Origin of the sequence: Paenibacillus mesophilus, from assembly GCF_005938385.1 — a bacterium.
In the GTDB taxonomy this organism is placed as follows: Bacteria; Bacillota; Bacilli; order Paenibacillales; family NBRC-103111; genus Paenibacillus_AB; species Paenibacillus_AB mesophilus.
The window spans coordinates 1-17226 of record NZ_VCRA01000035.1 but is presented as its reverse complement, the minus strand read 5'-3'; the positions used below and the strand labels follow the sequence as shown (position 1 = coordinate 17226).

Annotated in this window: 19 protein-coding genes and 1 riboswitch; of the genes, 4 read left to right on the top strand and 15 right to left on the bottom strand. The window is 52.6% G+C overall.

Features of this window, described 5'->3' with window-relative positions; translation table 11 throughout:
- Positions 1–41: 41 nt before the first annotated feature.
- The 3 genes from rsmA to FE783_RS32695 all read right to left on the bottom strand — a co-directional run bounded on the left by rsmA (position 42) and on the right by FE783_RS32695 (position 2799).
- A complete protein-coding gene (gene rsmA / locus FE783_RS32705; RefSeq protein WP_138883605.1) occupies positions 42–941 on the bottom strand; it encodes a 16S rRNA (adenine(1518)-N(6)/adenine(1519)-N(6))-dimethyltransferase RsmA in 900 nt (299 codons plus the stop codon).
- Complete coding sequence (rnmV, locus tag FE783_RS32700; protein WP_138883604.1) at positions 938–1510, bottom strand: ribonuclease M5; 573 nt, start codon at positions 1508–1510, stop codon at positions 938–940. The genes rsmA and rnmV overlap by 4 nt, the downstream gene beginning before the upstream one ends.
- A gap of 149 nt (positions 1511–1659) precedes the next feature.
- Positions 1660–2799 carry a ubiquitin-like domain-containing protein gene (locus FE783_RS32695; protein ID WP_338015929.1) on the bottom strand — a complete coding sequence of 380 codons (1140 nt, stop codon included), beginning with the start codon at positions 2797–2799 and terminating at the stop codon, positions 1660–1662.
- A 281-nt stretch (positions 2800–3080) separates the two neighbouring features.
- Positions 3081–3234: riboswitch (cyclic di-AMP (ydaO/yuaA leader) on the bottom strand.
- A 276-nt stretch (positions 3235–3510) separates the two neighbouring features.
- Between FE783_RS32695 and FE783_RS32690 the strand changes: the two genes are divergently transcribed.
- Together FE783_RS32690 and FE783_RS32685 are read left to right on the top strand one after the other, a co-directional pair.
- Entirely contained in the window at positions 3511–4257 is a 747-nt protein-coding gene (locus FE783_RS32690; protein ID WP_138883603.1) for an ABC transporter ATP-binding protein, read from the top strand.
- Complete coding sequence (locus tag FE783_RS32685) at positions 4254–5447, top strand: ABC transporter permease (RefSeq protein WP_138883602.1); 1194 nt, start codon at positions 4254–4256, stop codon at positions 5445–5447. The genes FE783_RS32690 and FE783_RS32685 overlap by 4 nt, the downstream gene beginning before the upstream one ends.
- Positions 5448–5549: 102 nt before the next feature.
- Here FE783_RS32685 and FE783_RS32680 read toward each other — a convergent pair whose 3' ends face one another.
- Both FE783_RS32680 and FE783_RS32675 read right to left on the bottom strand, forming a co-directional pair.
- Positions 5550–6329, bottom strand: coding sequence for a TatD family hydrolase (locus FE783_RS32680; RefSeq protein ID WP_138883601.1), 780 nt, complete (start codon positions 6327–6329; stop codon positions 5550–5552).
- A 36-nt stretch (positions 6330–6365) separates the two neighbouring features.
- Entirely contained in the window at positions 6366–7658 is a 1293-nt protein-coding gene (locus FE783_RS32675; RefSeq protein ID WP_138883600.1) for an HD domain-containing protein, read from the bottom strand.
- A gap of 396 nt (positions 7659–8054) precedes the next feature.
- Here FE783_RS32675 and FE783_RS32670 point away from each other — a divergent pair, with 396 nt between their 5' ends.
- Positions 8055–8318 carry an AbrB/MazE/SpoVT family DNA-binding domain-containing protein gene (locus tag FE783_RS32670; RefSeq protein ID WP_120751344.1) on the top strand — a complete coding sequence of 88 codons (264 nt, stop codon included), beginning with the start codon at positions 8055–8057 and terminating at the stop codon, positions 8316–8318.
- Positions 8319–8444: 126 nt separating this feature from the next.
- Here the strand turns inward: FE783_RS32670 and rsmI are convergent, their stop codons facing one another.
- From rsmI to FE783_RS32620, 10 genes are all read right to left on the bottom strand, one after another.
- Complete coding sequence (gene rsmI / locus FE783_RS32665; RefSeq protein ID WP_138883599.1) at positions 8445–9350, bottom strand: 16S rRNA (cytidine(1402)-2'-O)-methyltransferase; 906 nt, start codon at positions 9348–9350, stop codon at positions 8445–8447.
- 18 nt (positions 9351–9368) lie between these two features.
- Entirely contained in the window at positions 9369–10175 is an 807-nt protein-coding gene (locus FE783_RS32660) for a tRNA1(Val) (adenine(37)-N6)-methyltransferase (RefSeq protein ID WP_138883598.1), read from the bottom strand.
- A 165-nt stretch (positions 10176–10340) separates the two neighbouring features.
- A complete protein-coding gene (yabA, locus tag FE783_RS32655; RefSeq protein ID WP_138883597.1) occupies positions 10341–10691 on the bottom strand; it encodes a DNA replication initiation control protein YabA in 351 nt (116 codons plus the stop codon).
- 27 nt (positions 10692–10718) lie between these two features.
- Positions 10719–11522: a PSP1 domain-containing protein gene (locus FE783_RS32650; RefSeq protein WP_138883596.1), complete on the bottom strand. Its 804-nt coding sequence runs from the start codon at positions 11520–11522 to the stop codon at positions 10719–10721.
- Positions 11523–11696: 174 nt separating this feature from the next.
- On the bottom strand, positions 11697–12668 hold the full coding sequence (holB, locus tag FE783_RS32645; protein WP_138883595.1) for a DNA polymerase III subunit delta': 972 nt from the start codon (positions 12666–12668) through the stop codon (positions 11697–11699).
- Positions 12669–12685: 17 nt separating this feature from the next.
- Positions 12686–13132 (bottom strand): YaaR family protein, encoded by a 447-nt coding sequence (locus tag FE783_RS32640; RefSeq protein ID WP_138883594.1) that lies wholly within the window; start codon positions 13130–13132, stop codon positions 12686–12688.
- A 33-nt stretch (positions 13133–13165) separates the two neighbouring features.
- On the bottom strand, positions 13166–13495 hold the full coding sequence (locus FE783_RS32635; RefSeq protein WP_138883593.1) for a cyclic-di-AMP receptor: 330 nt from the start codon (positions 13493–13495) through the stop codon (positions 13166–13168).
- Positions 13496–13630: 135 nt separating this feature from the next.
- Positions 13631–14305 carry a dTMP kinase gene (gene tmk, locus FE783_RS32630; RefSeq protein WP_138883592.1) on the bottom strand — a complete coding sequence of 225 codons (675 nt, stop codon included), beginning with the start codon at positions 14303–14305 and terminating at the stop codon, positions 13631–13633.
- Positions 14306–14373: 68 nt separating this feature from the next.
- Positions 14374–15840 carry an aminotransferase class I/II-fold pyridoxal phosphate-dependent enzyme gene (locus tag FE783_RS32625; RefSeq protein ID WP_138883591.1) on the bottom strand — a complete coding sequence of 489 codons (1467 nt, stop codon included), beginning with the start codon at positions 15838–15840 and terminating at the stop codon, positions 14374–14376.
- A gap of 136 nt (positions 15841–15976) precedes the next feature.
- On the bottom strand, positions 15977–16168 hold the full coding sequence (locus FE783_RS32620; protein ID WP_138883590.1) for a sigma factor G inhibitor Gin: 192 nt from the start codon (positions 16166–16168) through the stop codon (positions 15977–15979).
- A gap of 279 nt (positions 16169–16447) precedes the next feature.
- Here FE783_RS32620 and FE783_RS32615 point away from each other — a divergent pair, with 279 nt between their 5' ends.
- Positions 16448–16969 carry a hypothetical protein gene (locus FE783_RS32615; RefSeq protein WP_138883589.1) on the top strand — a complete coding sequence of 174 codons (522 nt, stop codon included), beginning with the start codon at positions 16448–16450 and terminating at the stop codon, positions 16967–16969.
- Positions 16970–17226: the final 257 nt, after the last annotated feature.

Genomic DNA, 17226 nt, shown 5'->3' with positions numbered 1-17226 from the left:
GCCTCCTCGACTATCTTATGGGCGTTGTGGGCGTTTGGTGCCTATTGCCGTTGTTGTTTGCGGTACAGCCAAATGGCGTTCGCCAAACTCGCATATTCCGCGATGCTGAGCGTCTCTCCCCGCCGGGACGCCTCGATGCCGCACTCGGCCAGTATCGCCTCCATTGCGGGCTTTTCCGCTTTGCCAAAGAGGCCGGCAAGCAAATTGTTCGATATCGTCTTCCGCCGCTGAGCGAAGCATGCCTGCACGACCTCGAAGAAGAAGCTCTCATCCTCGACGCGAACGGGCGGAGTTTCCCTCAGCTTCAGCCTGATGACGGCCGAATCGACATTCGGCTGAGGAATGAATACCGAGGGTGGTACGATGGCCACTATATCGGGCTCGGCATAATACTGCACCGCTATGCTCAGACTTCCGTATTCTTTACCCCCCGGCTTGGCCGACATCCGGTCGGCGACTTCCCGCTGGATCATGACTACGATATGCTCGAGAGGAAGCTTCTCCTCCAACAGCTTCATGATAATCGGAGTCGTTACGTAATACGGCAAATTGGCTACGACACTCACCTTCGAGCATCCGGTGAAATGATCGTGCCACAGCTTCCGCAAATCGAGCTTGAGCACGTCGCCGTGCACGACCGATGCATGCGGATACGGCTGCAGCGTTTCCTCGAGAATCGGCAGCAGCCTGGCGTCGATTTCGACCGCGACGACTTTGCCCGCCGCCTTGGCGAGCTGCTGGGTCAGCGCCCCGATCCCGGGTCCGATCTCGAGAGCCCCTTTGGAGGAGTCCAGCTTGGCGGCCGAAGCGATATTGTGCAAAATGTTGGCGTCGGTCAAAAAGTTTTGCCCCAAACTTTTTTTCAGCGTAAATCCATGCTTCTGAATGATCTCTTTCGTCCGTTTCGGGCTGGCCACATCGGAAACTCGAACGTCGCTCATAACTGGTCACCGTCTTCCCGCAAGGCGGCGGTCATCTGCCCATACGCCTTGGCGAATTCTTCCCGCCCGATGCGAAACATCCGGCAGCGCTTGTAAAATTGTTTGCCGTTGCAGTACCCGATCCCGAGCAGCTTGCCCATCTCGAGCCTGCGGGCGGCCGCCTGCGGATGGACGAGCAGCCCTGTGGCCATCAAATCTTCCATCGTGACCTCGGGCTGCTGTCCCGCGTCCTGCTCCATCTCGGTGCGCACATTCCCGAGCGCCTTTACGATAGCTTCCCTGGACGCGTTCTCTACGCCGATGTCCGCCTTCCGCGTCGCCTCCTCCTGCGTGAGAAATGCATGCTTGCATCCGGGCACTCTGGCGGAAATGATTTTGCGGATACGCTCTCCCGCATGGTCGGGATCGGTAAAGATTATAACCCCGCGGCGCTTCTGCGCAAGCGCGATGCGCTGCAAGATGTCCTCGTTGATCGCGGAGCCGCCCGTCTCGATCGTCTCCGCTTCCACGGCCCGGCGAATGGCGACCGTATCGTCCCGGCCTTCGACGACAATGATTTCTCGGATCATATTCTTGTTTCCTTTCGTTGTACGAACAAAAAGAAGAGGGCTCCGCCTCTTCTTTCGTTTGGGTAGCTTATATTTAAATAATACCGAATGAAGCTGTTACAATCAAATGGATAACGGGTAATGAATGGTACGCCGCAAAAATGGAACGATTAATTCATCGACGGTTTTTCTTTGCCGATAATGTATACTTTATAGCCACGCTTCAGGCCGAAACGTTTGGCATAATCGGGGTTCTCGAAATAAACGTCGATCATATTGCCTTTGACACCGCTTCCGGTATCTTCCGCCCGGCGCAGACCAATCCCTTCGATATATACCCACCAGCCGATCGGGATAACCTTCGGATCGACCGCGATCGTGCGACCTTCGCTCACCCGAGCTCCGGAGGACGTAATCCCGTACTGCGGATGATCGCTCGATTTGCCCGTGGAGGCGACATCGATGGAGTATGCCGTCAACGAGACGTTATTCAGGATTTGTTTGTAGGCGAACTTAACATCGCCCTTCGATACCTCGTCAATATCCGGAGAAGATGCGGATAAGACTACAACCGGATTTTTCGTGCCGAGAGCAACGATACGGCTGATGCTTTCCTGCTCGACCTTCAAGTCCACCACATTTTCCGCGACAAGCTGGCCATCCTCGAACACTTTCTCGATCTTTTTGGCGAGAATGCCTTCCTTGCCTTCGGCAACGACCTGCTCCTTGCCCTTGAGCAAATTCGGATCGTTCTGCTTCACCGTATCGAACGGGATCGCTTCGGTCTGATCCTCCAACTGCTTCTGCACCCGTACGATTTGGATCGGCGTATTGGCCGCGACCTCTTCCTCCAAGGCCGGCGTCAATTTATCCAATTCTCCAAGCTCGACATTCAAGTCCTGGAGAGCCCCCGCTACCGTCTTGGCTACCGTATAGCGCGTCTCCGTCTTGCCGTCGGCCGTCACCTGAACGGGTACCACATGATTAATGGCGAATCTATCGCCATGCTTTAATTTCGTTTTGAGTCCCGCGGACACCCTGTCGTGCTCGCTTACGGGAATTTGCTGCTCCTCGAGGAGAGCGGACAGTGTCGACTGTTTTGTCTGGATCTGTTTTTCTTCGCCGTTGACGAACAACGACACTTTTTTAATTGCCGTACCTTGTACGAGCAATACAAACATAACTGCCATCACGATCGAAAACAAAGCGCCTATTGAGATCAAACGCAAGTTTTCATGCTTCCATCGCATTGCGAAAGACATGCTGGATGATCGTTTTACATGGGTGTCTCCGCCTGGAATATCGCCCACTTCTGCGGTCCTCCTTCATCAGTTCTCGCCGTCGAGTGTTACGCATGACTGGATTGACGCGACCTGGTTGGTTTTGGTGATGATTCGTGCTCTGTGCCATCTTGCTGCAGCATGTTCAGGGCTATAATATACGACTGCGTCTGTCCAAGTAGACCGTATAAGAATTATTTTCGAATAATTCCAAATTATTCGAAAATAAAAGCCGCAATGAAGAGGTACTCTTCTCGCGGCGTAAATTCAATGCTCATCCAAGTGATGGCGGCATCATTGCCCGACAATCGTGCCTCTCTCTTCACGCTTACGAGGTTAGCTGACGGGTTCGGACGCGAGAGTCGCCCTATTCGCACATAAGCCGCTTCAGACGGCTTGCCGCGAAATTCACCCCATGAACTTGGTTCCCCCGTTTCCCTTACGGAAACTCAGCGATAGTAAAGTCGATGGCGGTATGCAGTTTCGAATCATTATGATCGTAATATTAAAGCCTTATGAAAAACCTGTAAAGAGGGTGAAAAGCCGGTATTTTAGCGAAAACCCGAAAAATGTGTGATATTTCACTTTTTTTGTGCAACAAATCGCTGTTTCTCTTCGTCTAAACCTTCTATGGCTGCCTCTTTGAATGAGTTTTGTTAAAATCACCCGCCCAAAGATGCGATTTTTCGGACGAAAATGGTATGATGGACTGGAAATGCGAACCTTGGCTGGAGGAAAAAGATGGAGCCGATACTTACGATCAGCAAGCTGTCCGGGGGCTATATTTGGAACCGCCCGGTCATTCGCGAGCTCGAATTATCGATCAATCCGGGGGAAATGGTCGGGCTGATCGGATTGAACGGAGCCGGAAAAAGCACGACAATCAAACACATACTGGGATTGCTGACGCCCCAGGAAGGTCATGTGCGAGTTATGGGCATTCAAGCAGGCGACGATAGCGACCGCTATCGCGGCTCGTTCGCCTATGTGCCCGAAGCGCCCGAATTATACGAGGAATTAACGATCCGCGAGCATCTTCGCATGACGGCCATGGCGTACGGACTCGACTCCGCGCAGTTCGAACGCCGCGCCGCCGCTCTGGCCGGGCAATTCGACATGATCGACAAGCTCGATTCGTTTCCTCAGACGCTGTCGAAAGGCATGCGGCAAAAAGTAATGATCATGAACGCTTTTCTTGTCGAACCGCCGTTGTATGTGATCGACGAGCCGTTCCTCGGACTCGATCCGCTCGGCATCCGGTCGCTCCTCGATCTGATGGTGGAGCGAAAAAAAAGCGGCGCCGCCTTCTTGATCAGCTCCCATATTTTGTCGACACTTGAGACATACTGCGACCGGTTTGTCGTCCTTCACCGGGGTCGAATAGCGGCGAAAGGAACGCTGCCCGAGATGCGGGCCGCAGTCGGAGGAGCCCCCGAAACGACGCTCGACGATCTGTTCTACACGATCGTGAAAGGCGGCGCGACATGAATCCGGCAGCGCGGTTATGGAAGGAACGTCTGTCGGCACACTTGAAGACCGTTTCGCGATATACCGTATATGCTGGACAAAGCGGTTTTTTTCTGTTTCTGATCGCCTTGTTCATCGCCTCGTCGTATATGTACGGCAAAGCGCTTGCGCGCATACCGGAAACGTTTCCTCATGCGCTCATCATCACCTGCTGGCTGCTGCCTTTTCTCGCGGTCAGTCCGATTCGCACGCTTCTTCGCGAAGCCGACCTTGTCTTCCTGCTTCCGATGGAAGCCAAGATGGGAACTTATTTTCGGCGAGCTATGCTGTACAGCTTCGTTACGCAAGCATTCGCCATCGTTTTCGCTGTTTCGTCGAGCATGCCTATTTATCGACACGGCTTTGGCAGCGAAGCCGTTTCGTACATCGTCCTGCTCTTGTTCGCCTTGGCTATCAAATTCGCCAATCTGCTGGGCGCGTGGACGGAGAGCACGTTTGTCAGAGCCGGCTATCGCCTCTTGTTCCGTTCCGTGCGCTGGCTCCTCACCGGCATTATCGCTTACGTGCTGTATCGGTACGGCAGCTTTGCCGCCTCTCTCCTTGTTCTTGCCGCATTCGCCATCATGAGCGTTTGGGCCCGCTCGTCGCGGAGGGTGCCGGTTAACTGGCCTTACTTACGGACCAAGGAGGCGGGGCACAATACGACTTTGCTGCTTTTCTTTAACTGGTTCGTGGATGTACAGGAATTGCCGAATCGCGTAAAATCCCGAAAAAAGTTATCCGGCCTGGCTAATCTTGTCCCGTTCCGCAAAGATAACGCCTTTCGCTATTTGTACGCTCTGACCTTGCTGAGATCGGAGCTGTTCGGCATAACGATGCGCTTGACGGCAGTAGCTTTGGCGATTTTGCTGGTCGTCGGCAGCCCGCTCCTCTTCGCGGCCGTTTACGCGCTGTTTCAGCTGATTACGAATGTGCAGCTGTCCGCGCTGGGACGATTTCACCGTCATTCCGTCTGGCCCGCCCTGTATCCGATTCAGGCTGCGCTCCGCCACGTCTCTGCGGCCCGGATCGCTTACACCGCCCAGCTTGTCCAAGTCGTCCTGCTCGCTCTGCCGATGTTCCGGCCTTCGGTATTTACGCCTTGGCTGCTCCTTCTTCCGCTGTTCGGCTTGGCGCTCGCTTATGCTTTCCGAGCACGGCGTAAGAATTGAATCGCTCCACGCATTGTGGAAATCCCCGCCAATCATCCGTTGTCGCAATGGCCTGCGAGCGGGAGTTTGGCGGGGATTTTTCAAATTTCGTTAAAATTTATATCAATTCGGAGCCTTTGGCAACCGAAACAATCGGGTTGCATTCTCCGATGTGATAGCGGCGATTTCTTCGAAAGAAACCCCTTTGATTTCCGCCGCAGCCTCGGCAACCAGGCGGACGTAGCTTGTCTCATTGCGCTTGCCGCGGTAAGGATGCGGGGTCAAATAAGGGGCGTCCGTCTCAATCAGCAGCCGCTCCATCGGCACTTGAGCCAGCACTTCTTTCGGCTGTTTGGCGTTTTTGAACGTTATCGGCCCCCCGAACGAGATGTAGAAATTCATGTCAAGACACATCTTGGCCGTCTCCCAGCTGCCCGAGTAGCAGTGCATCACTCCGCCGACATCTTCCGCCTTCTCTTCCCTCAGCAGCTGCAAGACATCGTGATGGGCGTCCCGGTTATGGATGGCGATCGGCATTCCCAGCCGGCGGGCCGACCGGATTTGTTCGCGGAATACCCGATGCTGTACGTCTTTCGGAGAGGTGTCCCAATAATAATCCAGTCCGATTTCTCCGATCGCGACCACTTTGTCCTTGGCGCACAGCTCCTCAATCCAATCGAGATCGTCGGCCTTCATGTGAATCGCATCCTGGGGATGCCATCCGACCGCCGAATATATAAAGTCGTACTTCTCGGTCAATTCGATCGAAGTCGGGATCGTCTCCCGATTAAAGCCGATATTGATGATCCGGCTGACCCCGTTTTCCAACGCGCGCGCGATCACTTCCTCCCGGTCCTCGTCGAATTGCCGGGCATTCAAATGCGTATGCGTATCCGTAAGCATTTAATTTTTACCTCCGTAAGTGAATCCCGAGAACTTTTATCGCTCGTCCAAACCAAGAAGACGACGCATCTCCGGCGACAGACAAGATTCCGCATTCCTGACGAGCTCAGCCGGGAAATAAATATGATGCTTGCCCCCATGTATGCTGCCGATCGAGCGGATGATGTCCGACTTGCGGGAAATTTCCACAAGCTCGTTCCGCCCGTCCAGCAGCCAAATCGGCAAGCTCTCTTCTTCGTCGCCGGCACGATACACATCGTAAGGAAGCTCGGTCAAATAATCGATCTCCAAATAATATTCCGGATCGATGCCGCAGGCAAGCAGCCCAGCCCGAAGCTCGTGCTCCATCGCCTCGTTGATATCGTCCAGCGCCGCATATTTGAACAGCCTTCTGTTCAAAAACCGGGCGCACAGATCGGACAAAATCGGATCTCTCTCCTTGCTCCACTGCATGATCGTCATCTGGACATACGATTCGTCGAGCGTCAAGTAATCTTCAATCGTCATCTCATTGTCGAGCAATCCGACTAGCGGCCCCATCAAAAATTGAAATGCATACCGATCGGTGTGAAGACGCTTCGCTCTCTCGAATATTTTGCGCAGCACGATTTCCGAACTGCGGGTAACGGGATGGAAATAGACTTGCCAGTACATTTGATAACGCGACATCAAATAATCTTCGACTGCGTGCATACCGCTTTCTTTGACGACGATATGGCCTTTGTGCGGCCGAATGACGCGCAATATTCGCTCCAGATCGAATGTTCCGTAATGTACGCCCGTATAATAGGCATCCCGAAGCAAATAATCCATCCGGTCCGCATCCAGCTGGCTTGAGATCAGCCCGACAACGATTTCTTTGCCGTACGATTTGCAGATGACATCAGACACTTTCTGCGGCAATTCCGGATCGGCCTCGGTTAATACCCGATTCACTTCGGTATCTCCCAGCACCAGCCTGCATGTCCAATCTTCATGATGGGTGCCGAACACCTTCTCCACCGAGTGAGAGAAGGGACCGTGTCCGATATCGTGTAGAAGAGCCGAGCAGAGGCACAGCAGCCGTTCTTCGCTCGGCCAGTCGTCGTAACGGTTTCGTTCGAATTGCGAAATAATCCGGCGGGCCACCTCATATACGCCGAGGGAATGGGAGAACCGGCTATGCTCGGCGCCATGAAACGTCATGAAGGATGTGCCCAGCTGGCGGATGCGGCGAAGCCTTTGAAACTCTTTCGTATTGATCAAATTCCAGATCGTTTCGTCCTGCACGTAAATGTATTTATGAACAGGATCTTTGAACACCTTTTCTTCCATCAGCAGCCTGGCCATACCCAACCCTCCTCTCTTTTCTAGTATATACCAACCGCGCAAAAACAGCCGCATCAAAGTTGACGTCTGCCTTTCGACAGCCCGCCTCCAAACGCCGTCGACTTTCGACATAATGCCTTATATATTGTCGAATTATATTCGTTTTTCTCTTCCAAATCCATTGATAGACAACCCTATTTTTCATACGCATAATATGGTATTATGTATACAGAATCGAAACCCCATTCAGCAAGAACCCAATGTTATCAACCCTTTTGAACCTCTTCACAAAAATTCACGCGCGCGAAACGACTTCCAAACGCCTGAAATCCGGTTGACTATTATGGGAATGGTTGGTATGATTATAGTCGAAAACCTTGTCGAATAATGACGAAAGAATGGAGAGGAGAACAACACATGATGAAATCCACTGGTATTGTCCGAAAAGTCGACGAACTCGGGCGTGTCGTGATTCCAATAGAACTTCGCCGTACTCTGGGAATCGGGGAGAAGGACGCGTTGGAAATTTACGTAGACGGTGAGCGGATCATGCTCAAGAAATACGAGCCTGCCTGCATCTTCACGGGTAATGCTGACAACCTCGTCTACTTCAAAGGAAAGATGATCAGCAAAGAATGTTTGGCCGAGTTAGCAGAAATTTATAATTCTATGACAAATTAAAAGACAAAATCGGAATTATAGGTTATAATAGGATTATAACGAAGTTAATTCTAACCTTTATATATCTCCTCTGTAATCCCCAAGCGTAATGTGATGGCGTTGCGCATGGGGATCTTTTTTTCCATTTTACAGCAAGGCGTTATATATATCCCTCTTGCTGACGTTCCGGTCGGCCGCCGCCCGCTTCATCGCTTCCTTCCGGTCACCGGTTTCCCGCTCGTATCGTTCCACATGCTCCCCGATCGTAAGCTCCGCCCACCACGGTCCTGTTGCGCCGGGTGAATCGGCAGACTCCGCTCCGTTCCGGTCAACGACCAGACAATACTCCCCCATCGTCTCCCGGGTTTGAAGCAGCGCCAAGCATTCCGTAACGGTTCCTCTTACAATTTCTTCATATCGTTTCGTCAGTTCGCGCACGACGGCCACGGGCGCATCGGTCCACGTCTCCTTCATCGCTTCAAGCGTCTTCACGATCCGATGCGGCGATTCGTAGAAAATGAGAGTGGCCGGAACGCGACCGAGCCGTTCCAGCTCGTCCTTCAGCTTCTTTTTGTCCCGGGGCAAAAAACCGGCGAATAGAAATCGTTCCGTAGGCAATCCGGAGACGATCAACGCGGACAAAGCCGCATTGGCTCCCGGCACAGGTATGACGGGAACGTTCGCTTCCACCGCCAGCCTAACAAGATCATAGCCGGGGTCCGATATCGCGGGCATTCCCGCATCGCTCACCAAGGCAATCGATTGTCCTTCGCGCATCATCCGAACGAGCTCCGGACCGCTTGCGCGCTTGTTGTGCTCGTGGTAGCTGACGAGCCGAGTCTGAATGTCGAAATGGGTGAGCAGCTTCCGGGTCTGCCTCGTGTCCTCTGCCGCTATGCAATGGACTTCTTTCAAGACGCGAACGCTTCGAAACGTCATGTCTTCCAAATTGCCGATCGGTGTAGCGACGAGGTAGAGCGTGCCCAACCCTTCTCTTTGCTCATAGCTTCTCTGAACCTGAACGTCCAATTCGATCTCCTCCGCTTGTTGCATTATAGAAGCAGCCGGCTGTCAATATCCTTCCTCCGCGATAAACGCAGCGGCGGTCGATTCCGAATTCTCCGGACTTAGCCGATCAGCTCGCCCGTAATAAACATCCAACAGCTCCTGGCAATACCGGTCGCCTTCATGAACGATCAAAGGCGGAAGCAGCCGAAGCTCCGGCTTCCCGTCGCGCACGGCTTCAATCAGCACGATATTGGCTTCTTGCCCTTCGCGCGGATGGATGAATCGCATCCGCTTCGGTTCCAGGCGATACTTCTGCATTCCGCCGATAATTTCCACCAGCCGAGAAGGACGGTGAACCATCGCTACTTTGCCGCCTGTGCGTACAAGCCTGCTGCATGCGGCCAGCACATCGTCCAACGTGCAATGTAGCTCATGACGGGCAGCCGCAATGTGCGGATTCGTCTTCAGATCGCCTGAAGTCACGGGCAAATAAGGGGGATTGACCGTAATCAGATCGAATCTCCCATAACCCAGCGTCTCGTGAGCTTGCTTCAAATCGCCATGCACGATGCGAATTCGTTCGGCTAATCCGTTAAGCTCGACATTGCGGTTCGCCATATCGGCCAAACGGTCTTGAATTTCTACCGCGACGATTTCCGCCTTCGTTCTCGTAGAGAGCAGTATCGGAATTACACCGTTTCCCGTGCAAAGATCAGCGATTCTCCCGCGAATCGGCACGCTGCAGAAGCGGGCCAGCAGTACGGCGTCGAGCGAGAAGCTGAACACCTCGTCACTTTGAATGATCCGCAAATCGTGAGTAAGCAAATCGTCCAGCCGCTCCCCGGGTTTCAAACCATTGTTCGGTTCCATGAATCCGCGAATCTCCTCTCCGTCAAGGGCGAAAAAACCGTAGAGTAGCGCATCCGGCAACTGGTACGCTGCCGTCCGAAATCGCTCTCTACGGTACTTAGGGTTACCGATACTTAGGAACAGTCTCATAATTACCCGTCCTGCAGCCGAATTACGTGACCGTTCTTATTTATTCAAAAACGATAGGCAGAACAAACAATCTTTCTCCGTCCGCAAATGTCCGTAATGTACATTGCATATATGAAAGCCTTCGAGGTAAAGCCTGGCCAAATTATCGTACCCTTCACCGACGGCCGTAGTCTCCTTGGCCGTTTTCTCGGTTTGCTCCTGAGACGGCTCGTCTTCGGAAGCTTCCCGCCGGAGCAGCTTTCGCAGTTGTTGATTTTCTATGCTGAGCCGTTTGTTTTCTTCCAACAGCTGGACGACTTCCTGCTTCAATGAGCCGATAACCTGATGAATGCCGCCCGCCTGCTCCTCCAACTGATGCATTTGCGTAAACAGGTCCTTTTTCTCCACGTCTGCACCTCAGCGCCCAACTATCGGTTAATCGTGTTCCACGACATCGTCACAAGGCATTACCTCGACTTTGCCCGAATCGAACAATTGTACTTTCACCGTGCGGTTCTCCACATGCAAGCCAATAACTTTACCGTTACCCAAAGACGTGATGACGACACTTCCAACTTTCGGCATTTCTTGTTTACCGCTTTCGTACTGATCGTGCTCATACTTCAGACAGCACATTAATCGGCCGCACAGACCCGATATTTTGGTCGGATTGAGCGACAAATTTTGGTCTTTCGCCATTTTGATCGACACCGGCTCGAAATCGCCGAGAAACGACGAGCAGCAAAGGATGCGACCGCACGGGCCGATTCCGCCCAGCATTTTCGCTTCGTCGCGCACGCCGATCTGACGCAGCTCGATGCGGGTCCGGAATATGCCGGCCAAGTCTTTCACCAGCTCGCGAAAATCGATTCGGCCTTCGGCCGTGAAATAAAAAATGATCTTGTTGCGGTCAAACGTATATTCCACGTCCACCAGCTTCATCTTCAGTTGGTGTTCCTTGATTTTGTCCTGACACGTAACCATTGCGCCTTTGGCCGCGCTTTTGTTGTCATCGACCAGCTTCGCGTCGGTTTGGTCGGCGACGCGGATGACCCGTTTCAGAGGAAGCACTACATCCGATTCGCCAACGGTACGCTTTCCGATCACTACTTTCCCGTATTCGACACCGCGGGCGGTTTCCACGATAACCGCGTCTTCTTTTTGTATAGGAAGATCCGATGGATCGAAATAATACACTTTGCCCGCTTTTTTGAAACGGACTCCGACGACGTTGTACACTTGCTCCCCTCCTCAGAACTTTGCGTAAGCAAAGTTTACTTCGTAAGCACTACAGAACTTTGCGTTAGCAAAGTTTACTTCGTAAGCTTCACTGAACGTTGCGAATGCAACGTTTACTTCGTAAGCTTCACTGAACGTTGCGAATGCAACGTTTACTTCGTAAGCGATACCGGACTAAGATTTGACGCTGATCAGAAACTGTTCCAGGACAAGCTGTGCGTTCGCGTTGGACCGGAGCCGCTTCCGTGCTTCCACGGCGCGTTCCATACACTGGATCCAACCGTCGGCGTCCCGGGTGAATGCCTGCTTGGCCAACCAGTCCGCCTGATCTATATAAACGATGCTTTGTTTTCTTCCGAACGATACATGAATCATGTCTTTGTACCACAACATAATCATGTCGAACAACATGTCCAGATGCTCCGCCACTTCGGACTTGACGACCTTTTGTTGGACGGAGACGACAAAAGGCTGCTTACCTGCCACGTCCTTCATTAATTGTATCATCACGTTTCTCGTTTCTGCAAACCAATTTATTTGGATAAGCGCCCGCGCGGCTTCTAGTCCGGCCGACAAGTGTACGGCGACATGCACCAGCTCCGGAGGCAGCCCTTCTGCGAGAAGCGTTTGTTTCATCTGTTCGGGGGGAATCGGCATAAAGTGCATCCATTGCGCGCGCGACTGGATCGTCGGCAGCAAGGCTTGTCCGTTCTCCGTAATAAGAATGGCGATCGCGGGCGATTGGGGCTCTTCCAGAAACTTCAGCAAGCTGTTGGCGGCTTGTACGGTCATGCGGTCCGCCTCGTTCAACACGTATACCTTCGTTCCCGAAGAGGACGAACGATACGCGAACTGCTGCTGCAGCTCGCGTATTTGGTCGATCTTGATGCTGGCGCCGTCCGGCTCGATCCAATACAGATCGGGATGATTGCCGTGGGCGAGCTTTCGGCAGTCGAGACATTCCCCGCAAGCTACGTCGGCATTCCGGCTGCAGAACAGCGCCCCTACGAGCGCTTTCGCCATTTCCTTCCGGCCGCTGCCAAGCGGACCTGCGAATATATAGGCATGGGACAGTTTGTCCGTGCGCAAGCTGTTTTGCAGCATCCGCTTCGTACGCTCCTGTCCCGGTATCGATTGAAAATTCATATTGGCTCACTCCGATACTAGTAAAACAAATTGATCAGCAGCCCGCGAATTTCGCCAACTTTGCCCAGAAGCTCGATTTTCCCTTCTTCGGTTTCGAGCATGTCGTCCGCCATTTCGACCAGGTGCCGATCAATTTCGTCCAGTAATTTATACCGCTTTCCGCGGCCTCTGCGATCCCACCCGGTAGTGTCCTTGATTCCGATCCCTTTACGAACCGTCTTCTCGAGAAACTGCTTCACCAGTGTTTTGTAAGCCCGAAGCTCGCGGATCGTCATCGATTTATTCAGCCGTTCCCCCTGCAGCTGAATTTGCTGCAGCATACGGTTCAACTGCTCCGCGTCCGATTTGCCGTCTTGCTGATTCAGCATGTCCGAGAAGCTCTTCGAAGCAACCGGAGGGGAAGCGGGGCTGTCGGTCAGTTGGATCTGCTTGCCGAATGGGCGCCAGCCGGGATTGATTTTCACGACGCTTAAACCTGCCTTATCGTAGGGATTCGCTTAAAAATGTTCGAATCGTTCCACCGGGAGGACAAATACGGCGGCGCCGCCAACCTGAACTTCAACCGGAAACGGAATGTAAGAATCGGTAGTTCCTCCCATTGGCGAAACGGGCGTTACGAGCTGCTCCCGGACTTTACAGTTCGACTTGATCACGTGGAACACTTCATGTATTCTTTCATCCTCGATACCGATCATAAACGTGGTGTTGCCGGCTTTCAGAAACCCGCCGGTGCTTGCCAGCTTCGTCGCCCGGAATCCTTCCTTGACAAGGGCATTGGACAAACGATTGCTGTCTTTATCCTGTACTACCGCGATTACCAGCTTCATAAGCAATACCTCCTCTTAATCGTTTATGATGCAACACTGTAGATATATAGTATACCACAATTGTAAGAAAACGTTTACACGGGCTTTAGGTGCCGCTAATTTCCATGCAGAGCCCAATAATCGGCCTCGCTATTATTATACACCATTTCGCTTGCAAATGTTCCCTTCCGCCATTCTGCGCTCCAGCCGCTCGAGCAATATTCCGGATAAAGTACGCACCACGTCTTCCTCCGACTGCTCCGCATCAACTCTTACGATCCGTTCCGGAAAACGCTCCAGCAGCTGCAAGTATCCGGTTCTGACTCGCTCGTGAAAAGCTACTGCCTCCAGATCGAGCCGGTTCACCTCGCGGTCCCGGTTGGAGTGAATTCGGGCAAGTCCTACTTGTGGAGATACGTCCATAAAGAAGGTCAAGTCCGGCATCGTCTCATGAATGGCGAACCGGTTCATGGCGAAAATTTCATCGATGCCAAGCCCGCGCGCGTACCCCTGGTAGGCCAAGCTGCTGTCAATAAACCGGTCGCATAGTACCGCCTTGCCTTCCTGGAGCGCCGGTATTACTTTCTGCACGAGATGTTGGCGTCTGGCGGCCGCATAGAGAAGCGCCTCCGTTCTTCCGTCCATATCAACATTGCGCTTGTCCAGAATCACCTCGCGGATTTGTTCCGCTATCGCAATGCCGCCGGGTTCGCGGGTAACAACGACATCGAAGCCGCGATCTTGAAGCAATCGCTCCATCGAGCGGATCGCCGACGTTTTCCCGGCTCCTTCTCCACCCTCAACCGTTATAAAATATCCTGTATACGCCACAATCGTTCTCCTATCAGCATCGTTATCGGCATAATGTTCTATTCGCTGCAGCCAATCCCGTTTCCTGCTTACTTTTTATGTAAGAATACTCGAATTTTGCGAAAAAGCGGATCGGACACACCTTGAAATTTCGCCCCCATCGCCGCCAATGCTCGTAAGTCTTGCACTGTTTGCTCCGTTATAAGCTCTCCCGGATATAAAACCGGAATGCCTGGGGGATATGGAATGACCATTTCCGCAGCAATCTCACCCGCAGCCTCGGAGACAGGGGTTTCCTTAGTCGCCGTCAGCGCATTCATCCGGAATGGAACCGGGGCAGACACGCCGCTATGATAAGGGGCATTCTTCATCGCCACCTCCGGTGAGAGAGAGATTTCTTTGCCGGACAATTCGAATCGGGCTGAAATGTGCTCCAACGCGCCAATGAGCATGTCGGCGTCCCGGGTTTCCGAAGCGAAGCTGAACACCAGCAGCACGTGACAAGGGTCGGCCATTTCCGTCATAACTCCACGCCGCTCTAACTCATCTCTCAGTTGAAAACCGCTTAATGTCGCCGTCGCATCGGCAATCGCCACCTTGAACGGATCCTTCGTCTCATACGCCTCCGTCGGCGCACGGGATATGGCCCGAAACCACGGCCACCGCTCAAGGCTCTTCTCGAATCGTTCCACCACCGAGAGCCCTAGGTCCAGCCAGCTTCTCCCTACCGTTTGGAGCAGACACCGGCTCGCATCAAGCGAAGCCATTATCGGATACGATGGACTGGAGCTTTGCAGCATAGACAGCCGATTTCTAACGCGCTCTCTATCGATTCGGCTACCCCGGATGTGCAGCATCGCTCCCATCGTCATCGCGCCCAGCATTTTGTGCGTCGATTGGACGACCAGATCGGCCCCGCAAGCCAAAGCGGAATCGGGCAGGGCGGGATGAAAGCCGTAGTGGGCTCCGTGAGCCTCGTCAATGAGTAAAGGCTTTCCATGCGCATGCGCTAATGCGGCCAGCTTTCGAATATCGACTCCCATGCCATAATAATTAGGATTCGTAATCAAAACGCCTTTGGCTTCGGGATAACGCTGCAGGGCAAGTTCTACTTGTTCCGTGCCTATCCCCGCGGGCAACCCCGATGCCGGGTCGTAGCGTGGGGAGAGAAACACGGCTTTGGCTCCGGCCAGCATCAGGCCGTGAATAACCGATTTATGTACATTTCTTTGTACGATCAGCGTATCTCCCTGATCGCATAAAGACAAAATGGCGGCCAAGTTGCCTACCGTGCTTCCGTTTACGAGAAAGAACGTTTCCTCCGCTCCGAAACAGGCAGCCGCCAGTTGCTGCGCATCCCGAATCGCTCCCTCGGGGTGGTGCAAATCGTCCAGACCGGTAATCTCGGTCAAATCGATCGACATCACTTCCCGGAAAATGGCCGCTGCGGGCAGCAAGCCCTTCCCGGATTTATGTCCGGGTACGTGAAACCCGGCATGCTGATGCCGGCTGTGACGCAATAACGCCCCTAGCAGCGGCATATGGTTCGGATCCATTCGATGCCCTCCATCCTTGCTTCCTCTTATACAATACAGGAAACGTTCCGGGAAAAGCAAAAAAGGCCTGTTCCGTGAAGGAAGACCTTGAAGTTCGGCATGCGAACGATAGAACCGCCTGGCTTATATTTCTGCGCTAGGCGTTCATTTTATACCAGATTTTGTTCATACGATGAATAAAGAATGGATATTTGGCGTCCAATACATCGGTCTTGACCATTTCCGCTTCGCAATCGTCACATATAAATTCGGAACAGATCATGATCCCGTATGGCTTCGGCTGATCGCATATGATACATGGATTCGTCAATGTCTCTTCTTGTTCCATTCGGTCCACCCGCCCTTTCTCTACCAGTATGCCACATTTTCTACTCTCGTAAACTAGCTGGAGCAATTTCAGATAACATTTTTCCGATTTTCCTGCAAAGGTTATGAATTAAGGTATGTTGCTTCTGGGCGAATGGTGTCAGAAAATAATTGGATTCCGTTATTCGATAACTTCAAGAAAATGCTTTTGCCATCCGCAACGTTCCCTATATAATAGAAGAGACAGGTTGACCCTGCTTGATCGCAAGACGGACTAGCCGTCTTGTCAGGAGGTTTTCGTTTGCATCGTCTGGACAAAGACTCGACCATCTATAACTTTACACTAATCAGAAAAGTACGTCACCGCCCGCTGCCGCTCCTGCTCTACGGAATTTTGCCCATACCGAGCGCTGTCTTCCTGGCGACTTCCGTTTCTCCATGGAGTCTGCTATGGATCGCGGGGGGACTGCTGCTGCTGCCTCTCATGTATGACATCGTAACCAATCTGTACTTAAAGCTGCTGGGTACCGATCAGCGCGGCACCTGGTCTTACGCCTGGCGCCTGCCATGGGTCGGTCTGCTGCCCAATCAGCATTTCCCTCTTAGGGTCATTATGCGAATTCACCACCAGCTGCTTTGGATCGGTCTCGCCGTCATTTGCTGCTTATACCCTTGGATATCCATCGACCGGTGGTTAGCCTTGATTGCTCTCCACGTTTGGTTTCTGACTCCCCGCTATTTGATTTTTTTCTTGCTGCGGCGTTCCAAGAAACCGGGGGTTCTGAAGATCAATGCAAGCGACACTTCTTTATATGTTCAATAGCCCGGGCCGATGCCCGGGCTTGGTTATTTTGCATCACTCATCAAAAAAAGCCCAGTCCAATAAGGACAAGGCTCTACTTTTACGATTTTATTCCCTGAAAACTGAATGCGAAACGAATCGAGTTGAAGCTGAATCGAGTGCCCCGGGGGTTTACCGGGACCAAGTTATTGCTTCCGAAGTAGCTTTCCTCCGGAAAGCTTTTAGGATAAGCCCTCGACCGATTAGTATTCGTCAGCTGCACGCGTTGCCGCGCTTCC

What these genes read in the sequence shown, in the direction of transcription:
- FE783_RS32660 (WP_138883598.1), bottom strand. Translation starts at nt 10,175, where the DNA reads ATGGAACCGAACAATGGTTTGAAACCCGGGGAGCGGCTGGACGATTTG.
- rsmI (WP_138883599.1), bottom strand. Translation starts at nt 9,350, where the DNA reads ATGCAACAAGCGGAGGAGATCGAATTGGACGTTCAGGTTCAGAGAAGC.
- rsmA (WP_138883605.1), bottom strand. Translation starts at nt 941, where the DNA reads ATGAGCGACGTTCGAGTTTCCGATGTGGCCAGCCCGAAACGGACGAAA.
- FE783_RS32685 (WP_138883602.1), top strand. Translation starts at nt 4,254, where the DNA reads ATGAATCCGGCAGCGCGGTTATGGAAGGAACGTCTGTCGGCACACTTG.
- FE783_RS32625 (WP_138883591.1), bottom strand. Translation starts at nt 15,840, where the DNA reads ATGGATCCGAACCATATGCCGCTGCTAGGGGCGTTATTGCGTCACAGC.
- FE783_RS32675 (WP_138883600.1), bottom strand. Translation starts at nt 7,658, where the DNA reads ATGGCCAGGCTGCTGATGGAAGAAAAGGTGTTCAAAGATCCTGTTCAT.
- FE783_RS32670 (WP_120751344.1), top strand. Translation starts at nt 8,055, where the DNA reads ATGATGAAATCCACTGGTATTGTCCGAAAAGTCGACGAACTCGGGCGT.
- holB (WP_138883595.1), bottom strand. Translation starts at nt 12,668, where the DNA reads ATGAATTTTCAATCGATACCGGGACAGGAGCGTACGAAGCGGATGCTG.
- FE783_RS32690 (WP_138883603.1), top strand. Translation starts at nt 3,511, where the DNA reads ATGGAGCCGATACTTACGATCAGCAAGCTGTCCGGGGGCTATATTTGG.
- FE783_RS32635 (WP_138883593.1), bottom strand. Translation starts at nt 13,495, where the DNA reads ATGAAGCTGGTAATCGCGGTAGTACAGGATAAAGACAGCAATCGTTTG.
- FE783_RS32680 (WP_138883601.1), bottom strand. Translation starts at nt 6,329, where the DNA reads ATGCTTACGGATACGCATACGCATTTGAATGCCCGGCAATTCGACGAG.
- rnmV (WP_138883604.1), bottom strand. Translation starts at nt 1,510, where the DNA reads ATGATCCGAGAAATCATTGTCGTCGAAGGCCGGGACGATACGGTCGCC.
- FE783_RS32620 (WP_138883590.1), bottom strand. Translation starts at nt 16,168, where the DNA reads ATGGAACAAGAAGAGACATTGACGAATCCATGTATCATATGCGATCAG.